Below are 17,183 nucleotides of genomic sequence, written 5' to 3' on the forward strand. Positions count from 1 at the left end.
TGACGTGGGGTTGGTGCGGCGGGCCGTCACAAGGGCCGATGCCGGGGGTTGTGACGTACGGACGTCGGTCGTGCACAGGCATGTCGAGCGGCCGGGCGGGATCCACAGGTCGTCCTGCGGGTCTCGCGGCCGGGGTCGCGGTCCGGTGAACCTGGGGCCCGACCCGGCTCATCCGGAGCCGCGGACCTCGAAGGCGGGCAGACATGGCCAACAACAACAAGACGTACGTCACGATCCACGGCAACCTCGTGGCCGACCCCGAGCTGCGCACGACGCGCGACGGGGCGACCTACACGACCTTCCGCGTGGCGGTGACCTCACGCCAGTTCCTGCGCGAGGAGAACCAGTTCGTCGACGCCGAGACCAGCTACTACTCGGTGACGGCGTTCGGGGCTCTGGCGGTCAACGTGCTCAACTGCGCGAAGAAGGGGCAGCCGGTGATCGTGCACGCGGCGCAGACCATCAACGAGTGGCAGACCCGTGAGGGGGAGACCCGGCACGAGGTGCGGCTGACGGCTGAGCACATGGGGCACAGCCTGCGACTCGGGCGCAGCGAGTTCCGCAAGGACACCCGGCCGATCCTCGACGCCGTGGCGGCGCAGCAGCCGCAGGTCGACGACCGCCCGGCGGAGGCGTACGACCGGCCCGAGAGCGACGACACGGTCGCCTCGTCCGGGCCGCTGGTGCCGCCGGACGAGCACGACGTCCCCGACGAGGAGCCGGCGCCCGAGCGGGCCTACGAGGTGGTCAGCGCCTCCAGCTGAGGGCGGCGCCCGCGCCGGGCGGCGGGTGGGGCGGCTCGATTCGTGGGCAGGCCCGCCGCCCCGTTAGCCTGCGGCCATGGCGGAGTTCATCTACACCATGACCAAGGCCCGCAAGGCTGTGGGCGACAAGGTCATCCTCGACGACGTGAGCATGTCGTTCTTCCCGGGCGCGAAGATCGGCGTCGTCGGTCCCAACGGCGCCGGCAAGTCCACGATCCTGAAGATCATGGCCGGCCTGGACCAGCCCTCCAACGGCGAGGCGCGGCTCACGCCGGGCTTCAGCGTCGGCATCCTGCAGCAGGAGCCGCCGCTGGACGAGACCAAGGACGTGCGCGGCAACGTCGAGGAGGGGCTCGGGCAGATCAAGAAGGACCTCGACCGGTTCAACGAGATCTCCGAGCAGATGAGCGAGCCGGACGCCGACTTCGACGCGCTGATGGCCGAGATGGGCCAGCTGCAGGAGAAGATCGACGCCGCCGACGCCTGGGACCTCGACTCCCAGCTCGAGCAGGCGATGGACGCCCTGCGCTGCCCGCCCGGTGACGCCGACGTGAGCGTGCTCTCCGGTGGTGAGCGCCGCCGGGTCGCGCTGTGCAAGCTGCTGCTGAGCAAGCCCGACCTGCTGCTGCTCGACGAGCCCACCAACCACCTCGACGCCGAGTCGGTGCAGTGGCTCGAGCAGCACCTCGCGAGCTACGCCGGCGCCGTGCTGGCCGTCACCCACGACCGGTACTTCCTCGACAACGTCGCGGGCTGGATCTGCGAGGTCGACCGCGGCCGGCTCTACCCCTACGAGGGCAACTACTCGACCTACCTGGAGAAGAAGCAGGAGCGCCTGCAGGTCCAGGGCAAGAAGGACGCCAAGCTCGCCAAGCGGCTCAAGACCGAGCTGGAGTGGGTGCGCTCCAACGCCAAGGCCCGGCAGACCAAGAGCAAGGCCCGGCTGGCCCGCTACGAGGAGATGGCCGCCGAGGCCGAGCGCACCCGCAAGCTCGACTTCGAGGAGATCCAGATCCCGGCCGGCCCGCGCCTCGGCGCCCAGGTCATCGAGGTCACCGACCTCAAGAAGGGTTTCGGCGACCGCACCCTGATCGACGGGCTGTCCTTCACCCTGCCGCGCAACGGCATCGTGGGCGTGATCGGCCCCAACGGCGTCGGCAAGACCACGCTGTTCAAGACCATCGTCGGCTTCGAGGAGCCCGACGGCGGCGACGTGAAGATCGGCGAGACGGTCAAGATCAGCTACGTCGACCAGTCCCGCGCCGGCCTCGACGCCGAGAAGTCGCTGTGGGAGGTCGTCTCCGAGGGGCTGGACTTCATCCAGGTCGGCAACGTGGAGATCCCCTCGCGGGCGTACGTCTCGCAGTTCGGCTTCAAGGGCCCGGACCAGCAGAAGAAGGCCGGCGTGCTCTCCGGTGGCGAGCGCAACCGGCTCAACCTCGCGCTGACCCTCAAGCAGGGCGGCAACCTGCTGCTGCTCGACGAGCCCACCAACGACCTCGACGTCGAGACGCTCGGCTCGCTGGAGAACGCCCTGCTGGACTTCCCGGGCTGCGCCGTGGTCATCAGCCACGACCGGTGGTTCCTCGACCGTGTCGCGACGCACATCCTCGCCTACGAGGGCGACGAGCAGAACCCGGCCAAGTGGTACTGGTTCGAGGGCAACTTCGCCGCCTACGAGGAGAACAAGGTCGAGCGGCTGGGCCAGGAGGCGGCGCGGCCGCACCGGGTGACCTACCGCCGGCTCACCCGCGACTGAGCGGGACCGGGCCGCTCGGCTCGGAGCAGCACCGTCGGAGCGGGCGTGGCCTCAGGCCGCGCCCGCTCCGCGTTCGCTCGGCATCGAGTCGTGGTCGCCGGCGTGGTGCAGCGGCGAGCCGGCGGCCCCGTCGACGGTCTTGCCGTTGACGGGGGAGGCGTCGGCGCCGTTCTCGCTCGGCATGGAGCGCAGGCCGCCGGGGATCTGCATGAGGCAGCGCACGGCCTCGCGGGCCTGCGTGCGCGCGGCCGGCCAGCTGCCCCGGCGGGCCAGCTGGGCCGAGGTGCGGGTGGCGTACACGCTGGAGTAGACCAGCGCGCGCCGGATCGTGCTCGCACGCCGGTCGGCCGGGATGTACTGACTGATCAGCTTGATCGCGGTGACCCGCTCACGGATGTTGTCGCCGGTCTTGACCCGCGCCGCGGTGTCGGACGCCGCGTGCCGCCGGTATGCGGCCAGCACCTCGTCGACGAAGACGATCGGCCCGTTGGCGGCCAGCCGGGTCCAGGCCTCCCAGTCGGCGGCGTGCGGCAGGTCGGTGCGGAAGCCGCCGAATTCGGCGTAGGCGCCGGAGCGCACGACGATGCTGGGGGCGCGCACCCGGTTGGACACCGCGAACGACTCCAGCGCCTGCGGCCACACGCCCGTGCCGTGCCGGTATCGCCGGGACGTGCCGTGCGGGGAGCTGTCGCCGTCGATGTACTGGGTGCGGCACATGGCGCCGAGGGCCGGGGTGTCGGCCAGCGCGGCCTCCATCGCCTCGTAGAAGCCGGGCAGCACCAGGTCGTCGCCGTGCAGGATGTGCACCAGCTCGCCGTCGGCCAGCTCGAGGCAACGGTTGAAGGTGCCGATCGCGCCCAGCCGCGAGGGGTTGGGGGAGTAGCGGACCTGCTCGTGACCGAGCGCCCGGACGACCGACTCGGGGTCGTCGGTGGAGCCGTCGTCGACGACCACGATCTCGGCGTCGGGGCGGGCGCCGAGCTGGGAGACCACCTCGGGCAGGGTCTCGGCGAGATAGTCGGCGCAGTTGTGAGCGGGGATCATCACCGACCACCGCTTCGTGGGCTGAGCGGTCACGGTCGACTGGTCGGTCATGAGCTCTGGTCCCCTCCTTCGCGCCGGCCGCTGGGCCGCTGCGCACCTTCCCCACTCGGCATCGGATCTGGACGGGCCGTGCGGGGCCCTCCAAGGGTGACATGCCGCCCTCTGGGTGCGCGACTCGGCTCGCGACTAAGGTAGCCGCGTCCAGTCCGCACCGACCCGCAGAATCGGGGAGATCGAATGAAGTTCGGGATCGCCGGCGCCGGCTTCTCCGGCGCCGTCCTTGCTCGGGAGCTCGCCGAGGCGGGGCACAGCGCCGTCGTCTACGACAGCCGTGACCACATCGCCGGGAACTGCCACACCGAGCGCGACCCCGACACCGGGATCATGATCCACCGCTACGGCCCGCACATCTTCCACACGGGCAACGAGCGGGTGTGGGACTACGTCAACGGCTTCGGCACGATGCAGCCGTACAACCACCGGGTGCGCAGCACCGTGGGCGGGCGGGTCTACCTGCTGCCGGTCAACCTGCTGACGATCAACCAGCTGTTCGGCACCACCCTGAACCCGGCCGAGGCCAAGGAGTTCATCGCCGAGCAGGCCGACGACAGCATCGACGAGCCGCGCAACTTCGAGGAGCAGGCCCTGAAGATGATGGGCCGGCGTCTCTACGAGGCGTTCTTCGAGGGCTACACCCGCAAGCAGTGGGGCCTGCCGCCCACCCAGATCCCCGCGTCGGTGCTCAAGCGGCTGCCGCTGCGCTTCAACTACGACGACTCCTACTTCAACCACCCCTACCAGGCGATCCCGCGCGACGGCTACACCGCGATCGTCGCCAACATCCTCGACCACCCCGCGATCGAGGTCCGGCTCAGCACGCCGTACACCCCGGCCGAGCACGACGACTACGACCACTCGATCTGGACCGGCCCGCTGGACGCCTGGTTCGACTACCGCCACGGCCGCCTCGGATACCGCACCCTCGACTTCGAGGAGATCCGCGCCGAGGGCGACTTCCAGGGCTGCTCGGTGATGAACTACGGCGACCTGGACGTGCCGTTCACGCGGATCAGCGAGCACAAGCACTTCGCGCCGTGGGAGGAGCACGAGGGCACCGTCGCCTTCCGCGAGTTCTCCCGTCTCGCGGAGGAGGACGACATCCCCTACTACCCGATCCGGCTCGCCGACGACCGCACCCTGCTGGACCAGTACCTCCAGGCAGCGGCCGAGGAGCCGCGGGTCACCTTCGCCGGCCGGCTCGGCACCTACCGCTACATGGACATGGACGTCACGATCGCCGAGGCGCTGTCCGCGGCCGACCAGATCAAGTCGGCCATCGCGGGCGGCGAGAAGATCCCGGCGCTGTTCAACAACTGACGCCCCCGCGCAGACGACGTACGCCCTGGCGGGCTGCCCGCCAGGGCGTACGTGCGTCGTGGGGCGAGCACGCCCGTGCGGCCTCGCCGACGCGGCTCAGTCGCGCTCGTCGCGCCCGGATCGCTGCTGCGCCGCCTCGATGCGCGCGAGGCGCTGGTCGATCTGGTCCAGCTGCTGCTGCAGGATCGCGAGGCCGAACATCAGGTCCGCGTTGCTCTCGGTCGAGCGCCAGCTGAGCGGCCGCAGCTGCGACAGCCGGGTGCTGTCGCGCATCCGGTTGCGGGCGTAGTTGCGGGTGAGCTCGGCGGTCTTGCGCACGCCGGAGTAGCGCAGGTGGTGCACCGCGACCAGCGCCGGGTTGTTGGTCGCCGGGCGGCCGCCGATGACCAGCTCGTAGCGCGCGTAGTTCTGCTTGGCGATCGCGGTGGACAGGCGGCGGGCGTACTCGCCCTTGTTGCCCTCGTTGAGCGCCTGGATGATCAGCGGCAAGGTGTACTGGGCGAAGATCGGCTGCACGGTCTCGTACAGCGTCTTGCGCAGGTTCTGCGGGGTGCGCCGGGAGATCCACTCCAGCTGCGAGATGACCCACGACAGCAGCGTCGTCTGGTAGGTCTCCAGCAGCCCGCGGCTCTCCAGCCAGGCGTGGATCGTGTCGTGGTGGGCGAAGATCTTGAACAGCCGCTCGTCGGCGGTCGCCATCGTCTGACCGGCGCGCGCGACGCGGTGGTAGCACAGCACCTCGGGGACGATCGCGATCGACCCGGCGCTCACCAGCGAGAACCAGTGGAACGGGTTGTCCTCGTAGAAGTAGTCGCCCACCGGGAAGCGAATCCCGTTGTCCTCCAGCAGAGAACGGCGGTAGAGCTTGCGCCACGGCACGGCGATGAAGCGCAGGAACGTCTTGGTGCCCTCGGGGTCGAGCCGGTGCAGGCCGGGGCTCACCGAGTCCCAGCGGCGGGCGTCGGCCGGCTCCTTCGGCTGACCGGTGGCGTCGTCGACCTCGGAGTACTTGCACATCGACAGGTCGGCACCGGTGTCGGCCGCTGCGCGCAGCAGCTTCTCGAACATGTCGGGCTCGGCCCAGTCGTCGCCGTCGACGAAGCCGACCCACTCGCCGCGGGCGCGCTCGAGGCCGGCGTTGGCCGCGGTGGCCACGCCGCCGGGGCTGTTCTCCCCGAGCAGGACGGGGATGAATCGGCTGTCGCGGTCGGCGTACGCCTGGATCTTCTCGGGGGTGCTGTCGGACGAGCCGTCGTCGACGACCAGCGCCTCGAAGTCGGTGATCGTCTGGGCGGCGACGCTGTCGAGGCACTGCTCGATGTAGCTCTCGATGTTGTACGCCGTGACGATGATGCTGAGCTGGGGCATGGTTCCTCGTTCTGAGTTCGTTCTCGTCAGGCCAGGGCGCGGGAGGTGATCCGGTTGGCGAGGCTGGGGTCGCGTCGCTCCCGGATGCGCATGAACTCCACGATGCTCATCCGCAGCAGGTGCGCCTGCAGGCGGTATCGAGCCTCGTCGACGACCTCGGGGGAGATGCGGCTGATGGCCCAGTCGGTCACCCGCAGCGCGAAGTCCCAGTAGTGGTGGGAGTAGCGGTTCCGCAGCTCGGGGTTGCCGGAGATCATGTCGTACGTCTCGTCCAGCGCGTCGAACAGCGCGAGGCGCTCGCGGCCCATCCGGTTGGACAGGTTGGCGCCGCCCTCGCCGACGATGTGGGTGCAGATCTGCTCGTCCAGCAGCACGAGCTTGCGGGCCAGCAGCAGCGACATCCAGTGCCCGAGGATGTCGTTGTGCACGTGCACCTCGCCGAACCGCAGCCCGGCGTCCTGGTAGCGGTCGGTGCGCAGCACCTTGTTCCAGGGGTAGTTGGAGAAGCCGAGCAGGCGCGGGACCTCGGTGAGCGGCGCCACCCGGTCGCTCATGCCCGACATGTAGCTGCGCCAGACGACCTCGTCGAAGGAGTTCATCCCGGTGTACTCGGTGCTGTGCCCGCGGCGATAGCTGTACGGCATCATCGCCAGGTCCGCGCCGGTCGAGTCCAGCTCGGAGATCGCCGACTCCAGCGCCTCGACGTGGATCTCGTCGTCGGCGTCGAAGAAGAGGGTGTATCGGCCGGTCGCCTGCGCGAAGCCGACGTTGCGGGCGTATCCCGCGCCGTGGTTGCTCTCGAGCTCGATGACGCTGATCGCGTCGCTGCCGAGCGCGCGCAGGGCGTCGGGGGAGCCGTCGGTGGAGGCGTCGTCGATCGCGACGATCTGCACCTCGCGGTTGGGCAGCGACAGGATCTGCTGGGCCAGCCCGCCGACCGTGTCGGCGGCGTTGCACATCGGGATGACGACGGTCAGGTCGGGGGTGTTCGACGCGTTCTCGGGCACAGAACTGCTTTCTCGCAGACGACGGGGCGGGTGACCGGAGGGGGCCGCTCGACAGTACCCAACGGGAGGTAGCGCTCGGGAGTCGGCGCGCCGCGCCGGCCCGGGCGATCTGCGGGGGCCGGGGCGGACCTGAGCCGGTCGGGTCAGGCGCGGGCGCCGCGGCGGCGCAGCCGGTGCTGCAGCCCGCTGCGCACCGAGGGCCACTCGTGCGCCAGCACCGAGTAGACGCAGGTGTCGCGCAGGTCGCCGGTCTTCTCCAGCCGGTCGGCCCGCAGCACCCCGTCGAGCCGGGCGCCGAGGCGCTCGATGGCCTGCCGGGACTGCTGGTTGGACCAGCTGGTCTCGAACCGGACGCACCGCACGCCGAGCTGCTCGAAGGCGTGGGTCATCAGCAGCAGCTTCGACTCGGGGTTGGTGCCGGTGCCGTGCGCGGACTCCCGGTTCCAGGTGTAGCCGATCGACACGCGCGGGACGTCCGGGGAGATGTCGTAGATCGTGGTGACGCCGAGCACCTGACCGTCGCGAGGGCGTACGGCGGTGAAGGGCAGCATCGTGCCCGCGCGCTGCCGGGCAAGGCGCTGCTCGACCTGCTCGGCCATTTGCTCCGGCGGGGCGACCCCGGTGTACCACCGGTCGGCCAGGTCGCCGTCGGCGCTCGCCTCGCGCAGCCCCTCGACGTGCTCCAGCGACAGCGGCTCGAGGCGGACCAGGTCTCCGGTGAGGGTGACCGGCTGCAGCGGCAGCTCCAGGCTCATGGCGCCAGTGTGCCGTCGAGCAGCGGAACGGGGCACCCGCGGGGTGGCTACCGGACGCCTGGCGGGGTGGCCGTTATGCTCCCCGCGTGCCGCCGACCATTGCCGCCATCGTGCCGTGCTACAACGAGGAAGCGGCGGTCGGCAAGGTCGTCGCAGACCTGCGGGCCGCCGTGCCCGAGATGACGGTCTACGTCTACGACAACAACAGCACCGACGACACCGCCCGGGTGGCCGCCGAGGCCGGCGCGATCGTGCGCGCCGAGGAGCGCAAGGGCAAGGGCAACGTCGTGCGCCGCGCCTTCGCCGACATCGACGCCGACGTCTACCTCATCATCGACGGGGACGACACCTACGACGCCGCCGCGGCCCCGGAGCTGATCAAGGCCCTGCTCGACGGCCCGTACGACCACATCCTCGGGGTGCGCACCCAGGACGCCGACGTCGAGAGCGCCTACCGGCCCGGTCACGAGCTCGGCAACAAGGCGTTCAACCGGCTGGTGACGGGGCTGTTCGGCGAGCCGGTCACCGACATGCTCAGCGGATACCGCGTCTTCTCCCGGCGCTTCGTGAAGTCCTTCCCGGCGCTGTCGCGCGAGTTCGAGACCGAGACCGAGCTGGCCGTGCACTCGGCCAACCTGCGCATCCCGCAGAAGGAGGTCCCGGTCGGCTTCCGCGACCGGCCGGAGGGCAGCGAGAGCAAGCTGCGCACCTATCACGACGGCTTCCGGATCCTGCGCCTCATCCTGCGCCTGGTGCAGCACGAGCGGCCGCTGCTGGCGTACGGCACCGTGAGCGCCCTGTTCACCCTCGTGGCCCTGGTGCTCGGCCTGCCGGTCGTCGTCGACTTCTTCCGCACCGGGGTGGTCGAGCGGTTCCCGACCGCGTTCCTTGCCGCCTCGGTGATGATCCTGGCGATGCTGTCGCTGGTCGTCGGGCTGATCCTCAACGGGCTGCTGCACGCGCGCCAGGAGGCCGCCCGCCTCGCCTACCTGCGCTACAGCCCCGTCGCCCGCGAGACCGCGTGAGCAGCGTCGCCGAGCCGGGGGATCGGTGACCACCGCAGCGCGGCGGCGCTCCGCGGTCGCCGTCGTCGGCGGGCTGCTCGGCGCGGCGGCGGTCTTCGTGCGCCCCCGGGCACGAGCCCGGACGACCAGACGATCGGGACCGTCTCGATCACCACGGCGATCGTCGCGGTCGCCCTCGTGGTCGCCGGGCGCTGGCTGATCGGCGTCGTGCGGCCGCGCGTCTGGCGGCCGGCCCTGGCGCTGGGCGGCCTGTTCGCGCTGCTCGCGATCGTCGGCGACCTCATCGGCGGCGCCGAGCCGCAGCCCCTGTCCGACCTGACCCGCGTGCAGACCGCCCTGCTGCCCGTACGCCTGCTCGGCCTGACCTGGATCTTCGCCGCCGTGCTCGCGGGCGTCTTCGAGGGGACCCTGCGCCAGCGCGACGCCGCCGTGGTGAACGGGGCGGGGCGGCCCGGCGCGTTCCTGGCCGCGCTGCGCTCCGGCGCGTCGCGCCGGCCGGTGTGGCTGCTGTTCGCGGCGCTCGTGCTCGTGCGCGTCCCGGCGCTGGTCGTGTGGTTCCCCGGCGTCGTGCCGTTCGACACCTTCCGCAGCTACGCCCAGGTGCGTGGCACCGCCCCGTGGACGTCGTACGAGCCCGTCGGGCACACCGCGCTGGTGTGGGCGTACGAGCAGGTCGGCTCCGCGCTCTCGCTCGGCGACGTCGGCAAGGTCGCGATCGCCGTGATCGTGCAGATCGTCGCGATGGCCGCGGCCTGCACGTTCATGCTCGTGCGGATGGCCCGCTGGGGGTGCACCGGTTCGTCTTCTGGGGGTCGCTCGCCTGGGTGGCGCTGTCGCCGGTCTTCGGGCTGTTCTCGGTGATCCAGGTCAAGGATGTGCCGTTCGCCCTCGCCGCGCTCGTGTTCTGCGTCGCCGTCGCCGAGGTGACCGTGCACGACTCCACCCGCGGCGAGCGCTGGCCGTGGGTGGTCATGGCGCTCGCCGGTGTGGCCACGATCCTGTTGCGCAACAACGGCATCCACGTGGTCGCGCTCACGCTCGTCGTGCTGGTCGTCGCGCTGCGCGGGCTCCGCAAGCCGCTGCTGGCGGTGCTCGCTGCGTGCCTCGTGGGCTACGCCGCCTACACCGGCCCGGTCTACTCCGCGCTGGGCATCGGCGAGTCGCGCCAGGTCGAGATGTTCTCCGCCCCGATCCAGCAGGTCGCGCGCATCGCGCTGGCGCACGGCGACGAGCTGGACGCCACCGACCGGCAGTGGATCGCCGACAACTTCGACGGCATGACGCCGGCCGAGCTCGGCGACGCCTACGACGAGGGGGTCTCCGACCCGCCCAAGGAGGCGGCGCTGTTCTCCTGGGACGACCACACCACCGGGGAGTTCGTCGCCGGATGGGCCCGGCTGGCCCGGCAGTACCCCGAGACCGCCGTCGAGGCCTCGATCGCCGCCACCGTCGGGTACTGGTACCCCGACGCACCGCTGCGCGACGTGTTCTACACCTGGTCGCGCAACGACATCCGCGACATCCACCTGGAGATCCCGTGGGGACCGCAGCCGCCCGGGCTGCGCAAGGAGCTCGTCGACGCCTCGCTGCTCAGCACCAACCCCGAGGACACCCGGCGCGGCATGACCACCAACCCCGGCTTCATGGGCCCGCAGTTCCGCACCCTCCCGGTGGTCGGCCAGGTGATCTCGCCGGGGCTGACCGTCTGGGTGTGGGTGACCTCCATCGTCGGGGTGGCGCTGCTCGGCCGGCGCCGCCGCTGGGCGGTCATGGTGCCCGCGGCCGTGCTCTTCCTGACCCTGCTCGCGAGCCCGGTGTCGGGGTCGCTGCGCTACTCGCTGCTGCTGTTCGCGGCGCTCCCGCTGGCCGTCGCGATGATCAGCACGCCGCTGCGCGTCAGGCCGGACGCCGAGCCCGCAGCCAGAACCGACGCTGCGTGAGCGCGATCTCGCCGCCCGCGCTGCGCTCGTGCAGCTCCAGCAGCGCGTCGGCGTAACCGTCCACCGAGAAGTCCTCCGGCGCCTGCCACGGCACCCGCTGCAGGTAGGCCACGAGCGCGGCCACGTCGACGAACCGGTACGCGCCGGTGAACTCCTCGCCGTCGACCACGCGCAGACCCGCCGCCTTCGCGTCGGCGACGAACCCGTCGTACGTCACCGTCGGCTCCTCGGGCTCGGCACCCAGCAGCGCGTGCAGCTCCGGCAGCTCGCCGCTTCCGACCTGCTGGGTGAGCAGCACCCCGCCCGGGGCGAGCACCCGCGCGACCTCGCGCGGGCTGTACGCCTCGTGCCGGTTGAGCACCAGGTCGAACCGGCCCTCGGGGAAGGGCATGGGCGCCGAGTCGGGATCGTGGTCGGGCGCGCCGAAGTCGGTCACCTGGATCCCGTGCGGTTCCAACGCCTTTCGGGCGACCGGCACGTTGGGCGGCCACCCCTCGGTGGCTACGACGTCGGCCGGCAGCAGCGCGCGGAAACGCAGCAGGTGCTCGCCGCCGCCGGTGCCCATGTCGAGCACGTGCTGCGCTGCGCCCAGCGCCTCGCCCCAGATCGCGTCCAGATCCCACGGTGGCGGGTCGGCCCACATCCGCCCGTCGAGCGCGGAGAAGTCCCAGCCCTCGGGCTGCTCACTCTCCTCGGCTCGCCAGCGCGCCAGGAGCTCCTGGCGAGCCCCGGTCACGAGTCCTTCACGCGCAGCATGCCCTCCTGGGCGACCGTGGCGACCAGCGTGCCGTCGGAGGCGAACATCTTGCCGATGCCGAGACCGCGTCCGCCCGAGGCCGACGGCGACTCCTGCTGGTAGAGCACCCAGTCGTCGACCCGCACCGGGCGGTGGAACCACATCGCGTGATCCAGGCTCGCCGCGCGCAGCCGCGGGTCGGACCACGCCATCCGGTGCCGACGCAGCACCGCCTCGAGCAGGGTGTAGTCGGAGGCGTACGCCAGGGCCGCCGCGTGCAGCAGCGGGTCGTCGGGCATCTGGTCGCGCACCTTCAGCCAGACGTTCTGGTTGGCCGCGGCCTGCTGGCCCGGCGCGAGGTAGATCGAGTTCTCGACGTGCCGCACGTCGACCGCTCGGCGGTAGGCCCAGTGGCGCGCGACGGGGTGGTCGATGTCACCGATCTCCTGGGCGACCGTCGGCAGCCGCTCGGGGTCGGGCGCGGCGGGCATGGCGGCCTGGTGGTCGAGACCCCCGGCCGCCTCCTGGAAGGACAGGATCATCGACATGATGACCTTGCCGTTCTGCAGCGCGTGCACCCGACGGGCCGAGAACGAGCGGCCGTCGCGCATCCGCTCCACCGCGAACCGGATCGGCTGCATCGAGTCGCCGGCCCGCAGGAAGTAGCCGTGCAGCGAGTGCACGTGGCGGCTGCCGGTGCCGTCCTGGAGCCCCTCGACCGTCCGCCCGGCCGCCACGACGCACTGCGCCAGCACCTGACCGCCGAACACGCGCCCGTGCGGCTGCGGCTGGCTGCGGCCGACGAAGATGTCGACGTGGTCGCTGCCGAGGTCGACCGGGTTGTCCTCGCCGGGTGCGGACTCGACGGTGATCGTCGACTGTCCGGCCTCTTGCAGGTCGAGGACGTCGAGCAGGTCGGCGACCGGATCGCCCTCGGGCAGGGGGTGTCAGGACTCACGCGGTGGACTCTAGTGCGGCACCTGGCTGTTCGCGTCCCGAGCACCGCGGCCTCCCGGCATGTGGCCCTTGCCATGATGAGCGGTATGCCGAACCGCCCGTACTACGTCGACGTCCCGCTCCGCTGGTCCGACATGGACGCCCTGCGCCACGTGAACAACGTGCAGATCGTCCGCCTGCTCGAGGAGGCGCGCGTCGCCGCCCTGCGCGAGTGGTTCCGCGACAGCGAGGGGAGTCGCACCGCCCGGCCCTGCTGATCGCGCGCCAGGAGATCGACTACGTCGCGCAGCTGCACTACCGCCCCGAACCGGTCGTCGTCGCGATCTGGGTGTCGAAGATCAGCGGCGCCTCGTTCGACATCTCCTACGAGGTGCGCGACTCCCGCGACGACGACTCGCCCGTCTTTGCCGCCGCCGAGAGCACCCAGGTCGTGTTCGACATGGAAACCCAACGGCCGCAACGCATCTCGGCCGAGGACAAGGCCTACCTCGAGCGGGTCAGCGGTGACCCCGTCGAGCTGAAGCGTCGACCCGTCGGCCACCTGTGAACGCACCCGAGCTGCACCTGGGTGACGCCGAGACGGTCGCCGACCTGACGACGTACGTCGGGCGCGCGCGGGTGCTCGACCCCGACGGCGCCGTACGCCTGCAGGCCTCCGCGCGCACGCTCGCGGTGTGGGTGGGCGTGCTGCGGGGGAGGGGCCTGACCGGGGAGGGCACGGTGCTCGGGCTGCGGGTGCTCCCGCTGGCCGCCGACGCCGAGGTCGACGAGATCGTGCCGCTCGCAGGTGTCTCCGACCGTCTCGCACGCGGACTCGCGGGCGGCACGCGGCTGCCGGTGCCGCCGACCACCGTGCGCGCCGGGTGGGCGGCGGTGTCGCCGCCGCGCTCGGGGTGGCAGCCGCTCGGCGAGGTGAGCGCGACCGTGCTGGCCCAGGCCGCCCGTGACGGCATCGCCGAGGTCGCCCAGGGCGTACCCGACGGGGCCGGCAGCGCCGCGGTCGACCAGCTGCGCGCGCGGGTGTGGGGCAGGGCGCTGCCCACCGGCGGCGGCCCCGACGGGCTCCCGGCAGGTGTCGCGCTCGGCGCCCACGCCCTCGGCTTCCTGGTCGGCGACACCGCCCGGGTGTTCGCCGCCGGCCGCTGGTTCCGACTGAGCACCCCCGTCGGCCACGTCCTCGTCCGCTGAGCCTTCTCCTGCCCCTCCCTCCCGGGCATGAAACCGGGTTACGTGCGTTTGACCCTGATCGATCAAGGTCAAACGCACGTAACCCGGTTTCATGCGGGGAAGGGGCGGGGTGGGTCAGGCCGTGAACCACACCGCCGTGTCGGACGGGACCCGGGTGCCGTCGAGGTCGCCCGAGGCGACCAGCACCTGAGCGCCGTTGGGCAGGTCGACCGGGTCGGTGCCGAGGTTGGCGACGACCTGCACCCGGGCCTCGCGGGCGTCGTTGACCATGCGCACGACGTCGCCGGTCGACTCCTCCAGCAGCAGCGACCCCTGACCCATGCCGAGCTCGCGGCGCACTTGCAGCATCCGCCGGTACAGCTCCAGCGTCGACCCGGGCACCCCGGCCTGCCGGTCGGCGGCCAGCGCCCGGTAGCTCTCCGGCTGCGGCAGCCAGGTCTGCTCGCCCGGGCCGAAGCCCAGGCCCGGCCGGTCGGCCTCCCACGGCATCGGCACGCGGCAGCCGTCCCGCCCCTTCTCGGTGTGCCCGCTGCGCTCCCAGGTCGGGTCCTGGCGCACCTCGTCGGGCATCGTCGTGTGGTCGGGGAGCCCGAGCTCCTCGCCCTGATAGATGTACGCCCCGCCCGGCAGCGCGAGCATGAGCGTCGTCGCCGCGCGGGCTCGGCGCAGACCCAGCTCGGCGTCGGGCTGGGGGTCCTCGGCACCGATGCCGTTCGGTCGCGGCTGGTCGATCGGCAGCCCGAGCCGGGAGGCGTGCCGCACGACGTCGTGGTTGGACAGCACCCACGTCGTCGGGGCGCCCACCGAGTCGTTGGCGGCGTAGGACGCCCGGATGACCTCGCGCAGCTTGTCGGCGTGCCAGTGGGTCTCGAGGAAGTCGAAGTTGAACGCCTGGTGGAACTCGGTCTCGCGGACGTACCGCGCGGCCCGCTCGACCGGGGTCACCCACGCCTCCGCGCACATGATGCGGTCGCCCGCGGAGTCACCGGTCTCGTTGTAGGAGTTGAGGATCCGGCGCCAGGACTCGTACACCTCGTGCACGCCGTCCTGGTCCCACATCGGGGGACGGCGGTCGGTGCTCTCGCCCTTGAGGCCGGCACCCAGCAGGTGCAGCTCGGCGTCCCAGTCGGGCAGGCCCGCCTCCTTGATGAGGCCGTGCGCGACGTCGACCCGGAAGCCGTCGACGCCGAGGTCGAGCCAGAAGCGCAGGATCGACTCGAACTCCTCGCGCACCGCCGGCAGCTCCCAGTTGAGGTCGGGCTGCTTGGGGTCGAACAGGTGGAGGTACCACTGGCCGGGGGAGCCGTCGGGCTCGGTGACCCGGGTCCAGGCGCGACCGCCGAAGACGCTCTCCCAGTTGTTCGGCGGCTCGGAGCCGTCCGGGCCCTTCCCGTCGCGGAACATGTAGCGCTCGCGCTCCGGCGACCCCGGCGCGGCGGCGAGCGCCGCGCGGAACCACTCGTGCTCGTCGGAGGTGTGGTTGGGCACCAGGTCGACGATCACTCGCAGGCCCAGCTCGTGCGCGCGGGCCACCATGGCCTTGGCGTCCTCGAGCCGGCCGAACAGCGGGTCGACCGCCCGGTAGTCGGAGACGTCGTACCCCGCGTCGGCCTGGGGCGAGGCGTAGAAGGGGAGAGCCACACCGCGTCGACGCCGAGGTCACGCAGGTAGGGCAGGCGTGAGGTGATGCCGACCAGGTCGCCCATGCCGTCGCCGTCGTGGTCGGCGAACGAGCGCGGATAGATCTGGTAGATCACGGCGCTGCGCCACCACGCGTCGGCGTGGCGGCTCCCGTCGTGGACCAGCTGTGCGGCCGGTGCGGTCGAGGTCGGGGTGGTGGGGTTCTGCGTCACGGGCAACCAGTCTGGGGCAGACCGGGCCCGGGACGAAAACGTTTCAGCCCGTGGGCTCTTCGTGCCGGTTGACGAGCATGTACGCCGCGCGCGTCAGGTAGTCGCGCAGCGCCGCGTCGTGCGCCTCGTCCAGGTCGAGCGTGTCGACCGCGTTCATCATGTGCAGCAGCCACCGGTCGCGCATGTCGGGCGTGACGGCGAACGGCACGTGCCGCATCCGCAGCCGCGGGTGACCGCGCTGCTCGGAGTAGGTCTTCGGGCCGCCCCAGTACTGCTCGAGGAACATCCGCAGCCGGACCTCGGCCGGCCCGAGGTCCTCCTCGGGGTAGAGCGCGCGCAGCGGCGGGTCGCTCGCGACCCCGCGGTAGAACTCGCGCACCAGCTGCACGAACGTCTCGTGCCCGCCGACCTCGTCGTAGAAGGTGTTGCTCACACCCTCGATCCTCTCAGGCGCGCCCGCGCCCTCAGGCACCCGTGCCGCCGACCGGGGGCGGGCCGTACGGCGTGAGGGCCGGTCCGCGGATGCCGGCCGCGTCGAGCGCGACCTTGCTGCGCTCGCGCAGCTCGCGCGAGACCGAGAAGTTCTCGTTGGGTGCGCACTTGGCGATGATCCGCATCGTCATCACGCCGCCGCTCACCGACTCGACACCGGCGACCTCGGGCTCCTCGAGAAGCCTTTCGTCCCAAGGGGATTCGTCACGGATGTGCGCGGTCACCGTGCGCAGGACCGCCAGCACCTTCTCCACGGGCTGGTCGTAGGCGACGGGGATGTCGACCAGCGCGGTCGACCAGCCCTGCGAACGGTTGCCGATGCGGATGATCTCGCCGTTGCGGATGTACCAGATCACCCCGTTGGCGTCGCGCAGGCGCGTCACCCGCAGCGTGACCTCCTCGACGGTCCCGATCGCCTCGCCGGTGTCGATGACGTCACCGACGCCGTACTGGTCCTCCAGGATCATGAACACGCCGGACAGGAAGTCCTTGACCAGGCTCTGCGCGCCGAAGCCGAGGGCGACGCCGCCGACGCCGGCGGAGGCCATGAGCGGCCCGAGCGGCACCCCGAGGGTGGCCAGCACCGTGAGCACCGCGATGGTGCTGAGCACGATCGTCGTCGCCGACTTCAGCACCGATCCCATCGTCGCCGCCCGCTGCCGGCGTCGCTCCTCGTCGAGCCCGGTGGCCTCGCGCAGCATCCGGGTCGCCCGGCCGCCCTCGCCGGTGCGCTGCTCCATCGCGCTCACCGCCTTGTCGATCGCGCGGTGGACGAGCCAGCGGGCGACCATGGTCAGGGCGAGGACGAGCACGATGGTGAGCGGGGCGCCGGCGAACCACGTCCCGACCTGGTCCCAGGTCAGGTCGCCGACCGCCTGGGGGAGCGCGGCGAGCGTCAGGGCGAAAGACATGGCCCAC

General features: G+C 71.6%; 17 protein-coding genes and 1 pseudogene. 9 read left to right on the plus strand and 9 right to left on the minus strand.

What is annotated here, in order from left to right; genetic code table 11:
* The first annotated feature begins 203 nt into the window (after positions 1–203).
* Together QUE40_RS05050 and ettA are read left to right on the plus strand one after the other, a co-directional pair.
* Positions 204–764: a single-stranded DNA-binding protein gene (locus tag QUE40_RS05050; protein ID WP_289232484.1), complete on the plus strand. Its 561-nt coding sequence runs from the start codon at positions 204–206 to the stop codon at positions 762–764.
* Positions 765–840: 76 nt separating this feature from the next.
* Positions 841–2,523, plus strand: coding sequence for an energy-dependent translational throttle protein EttA (gene ettA, locus QUE40_RS05055; protein ID WP_142004672.1), 1,683 nt, complete (start codon positions 841–843; stop codon positions 2,521–2,523).
* Between the two features lie 51 nt (positions 2,524–2,574).
* Here the strand turns inward: ettA and QUE40_RS05060 are convergent, their stop codons facing one another.
* Positions 2,575–3,618: a glycosyltransferase family 2 protein gene (locus QUE40_RS05060; protein WP_289232485.1), complete on the minus strand. Its 1,044-nt coding sequence runs from the start codon at positions 3,616–3,618 to the stop codon at positions 2,575–2,577.
* A gap of 186 nt (positions 3,619–3,804) precedes the next feature.
* Here QUE40_RS05060 and glf point away from each other — a divergent pair, with 186 nt between their 5' ends.
* Positions 3,805–4,944: a UDP-galactopyranose mutase gene (glf, locus tag QUE40_RS05065; RefSeq protein WP_142004674.1), complete on the plus strand. Its 1,140-nt coding sequence runs from the start codon at positions 3,805–3,807 to the stop codon at positions 4,942–4,944.
* A 96-nt stretch (positions 4,945–5,040) separates the two neighbouring features.
* Here the strand turns inward: glf and QUE40_RS05070 are convergent, their stop codons facing one another.
* The 3 genes from QUE40_RS05070 to QUE40_RS05080 all read right to left on the minus strand — a co-directional run bounded on the left by QUE40_RS05070 (position 5,041) and on the right by QUE40_RS05080 (position 8,074).
* Positions 5,041–6,312, minus strand: a complete 1,272-nt coding sequence (locus QUE40_RS05070) for a glycosyltransferase family 2 protein (protein ID WP_289232486.1) — start codon at positions 6,310–6,312, stop codon at positions 5,041–5,043.
* A 26-nt stretch (positions 6,313–6,338) separates the two neighbouring features.
* Complete coding sequence (locus QUE40_RS05075) at positions 6,339–7,319, minus strand: glycosyltransferase family 2 protein (RefSeq protein ID WP_289232487.1); 981 nt, start codon at positions 7,317–7,319, stop codon at positions 6,339–6,341.
* A gap of 143 nt (positions 7,320–7,462) precedes the next feature.
* On the minus strand, positions 7,463–8,074 hold the full coding sequence (locus QUE40_RS05080; RefSeq protein ID WP_289232488.1) for a GNAT family N-acetyltransferase: 612 nt from the start codon (positions 8,072–8,074) through the stop codon (positions 7,463–7,465).
* Between the two features lie 86 nt (positions 8,075–8,160).
* On the opposite strand from QUE40_RS05080, the gene QUE40_RS05085 reads away from it, so the two are divergent.
* The 3 genes from QUE40_RS05085 (at position 8,161) to QUE40_RS05095 (ending at position 11,039) form a co-directional block, all read left to right on the plus strand.
* Entirely contained in the window at positions 8,161–9,099 is a 939-nt protein-coding gene (locus QUE40_RS05085) for a glycosyltransferase family 2 protein (RefSeq protein ID WP_142004677.1), read from the plus strand.
* Between the two features lie 177 nt (positions 9,100–9,276).
* Positions 9,277–9,960 (plus strand): hypothetical protein, encoded by a 684-nt coding sequence (locus QUE40_RS05090; RefSeq protein ID WP_289232489.1) that lies wholly within the window; start codon positions 9,277–9,279, stop codon positions 9,958–9,960.
* A complete protein-coding gene (locus tag QUE40_RS05095; RefSeq protein ID WP_289232490.1) occupies positions 9,888–11,039 on the plus strand; it encodes a DUF6020 family protein in 1,152 nt (383 codons plus the stop codon). The genes QUE40_RS05090 and QUE40_RS05095 overlap by 73 nt, the downstream gene beginning before the upstream one ends.
* Here QUE40_RS05095 and QUE40_RS05100 read toward each other — a convergent pair.
* Together QUE40_RS05100 and QUE40_RS05105 are read right to left on the minus strand one after the other, a co-directional pair.
* Positions 10,996–11,775, minus strand: coding sequence for a class I SAM-dependent methyltransferase (locus QUE40_RS05100; RefSeq protein ID WP_289232491.1), 780 nt, complete (start codon positions 11,773–11,775; stop codon positions 10,996–10,998). The two genes, QUE40_RS05095 and QUE40_RS05100, sit on opposite strands and share 44 nt — an antisense overlap.
* Positions 11,772–12,545, minus strand: coding sequence for an acyl-CoA thioesterase (locus tag QUE40_RS05105; protein WP_350227076.1), 774 nt, complete (start codon positions 12,543–12,545; stop codon positions 11,772–11,774). Before QUE40_RS05105 ends, QUE40_RS05100 begins: the two co-directional genes overlap by 4 nt.
* Positions 12,546–12,551: 6 nt before the next feature.
* Between QUE40_RS05105 and QUE40_RS05110 the strand changes: the two genes are divergently transcribed.
* The 3 genes from QUE40_RS05110 to QUE40_RS05120 are packed head-to-tail and all read left to right on the plus strand — an operon-like array spanning position 12,552 to position 13,920.
* Entirely contained in the window at positions 12,552–12,989 is a 438-nt protein-coding gene (locus QUE40_RS05110; RefSeq protein WP_289232492.1) for an acyl-CoA thioesterase, read from the plus strand.
* Positions 12,944–13,279, plus strand: coding sequence for an acyl-CoA thioesterase (locus QUE40_RS05115; protein WP_289232493.1), 336 nt, complete (start codon positions 12,944–12,946; stop codon positions 13,277–13,279). The genes QUE40_RS05110 and QUE40_RS05115 overlap by 46 nt, the downstream gene beginning before the upstream one ends.
* Positions 13,276–13,920, plus strand: coding sequence for a DUF8185 domain-containing protein (locus tag QUE40_RS05120; RefSeq protein ID WP_289232494.1), 645 nt, complete (start codon positions 13,276–13,278; stop codon positions 13,918–13,920). Before QUE40_RS05115 ends, QUE40_RS05120 begins: the two co-directional genes overlap by 4 nt.
* Positions 13,921–14,034: 114 nt before the next feature.
* On the opposite strand, the pseudogene QUE40_RS05125 reads toward QUE40_RS05120, so the two are convergent.
* The 3 genes and pseudogenes from QUE40_RS05125 to QUE40_RS05135 all read right to left on the minus strand — a co-directional run bounded on the left by QUE40_RS05125 (position 14,035) and on the right by QUE40_RS05135 (position 17,176).
* A pseudogene (locus QUE40_RS05125) lies at positions 14,035–15,626 on the minus strand (glycoside hydrolase family 13 protein).
* Between the two features lie 190 nt (positions 15,627–15,816).
* Positions 15,817–16,206 (minus strand): globin, encoded by a 390-nt coding sequence (locus QUE40_RS05130; RefSeq protein WP_142004682.1) that lies wholly within the window; start codon positions 16,204–16,206, stop codon positions 15,817–15,819.
* 31 nt (positions 16,207–16,237) lie between these two features.
* Positions 16,238–17,176 (minus strand): mechanosensitive ion channel family protein, encoded by a 939-nt coding sequence (locus QUE40_RS05135; RefSeq protein WP_289232495.1) that lies wholly within the window; start codon positions 17,174–17,176, stop codon positions 16,238–16,240.
* Positions 17,177–17,183 lie beyond the last annotated feature (7 nt).

Origin of the sequence: Barrientosiimonas endolithica (assembly GCF_030296655.1) — a bacterium.
Taxonomy (GTDB): domain Bacteria; phylum Actinomycetota; class Actinomycetes; order Actinomycetales; family Dermatophilaceae; genus Barrientosiimonas; species Barrientosiimonas humi.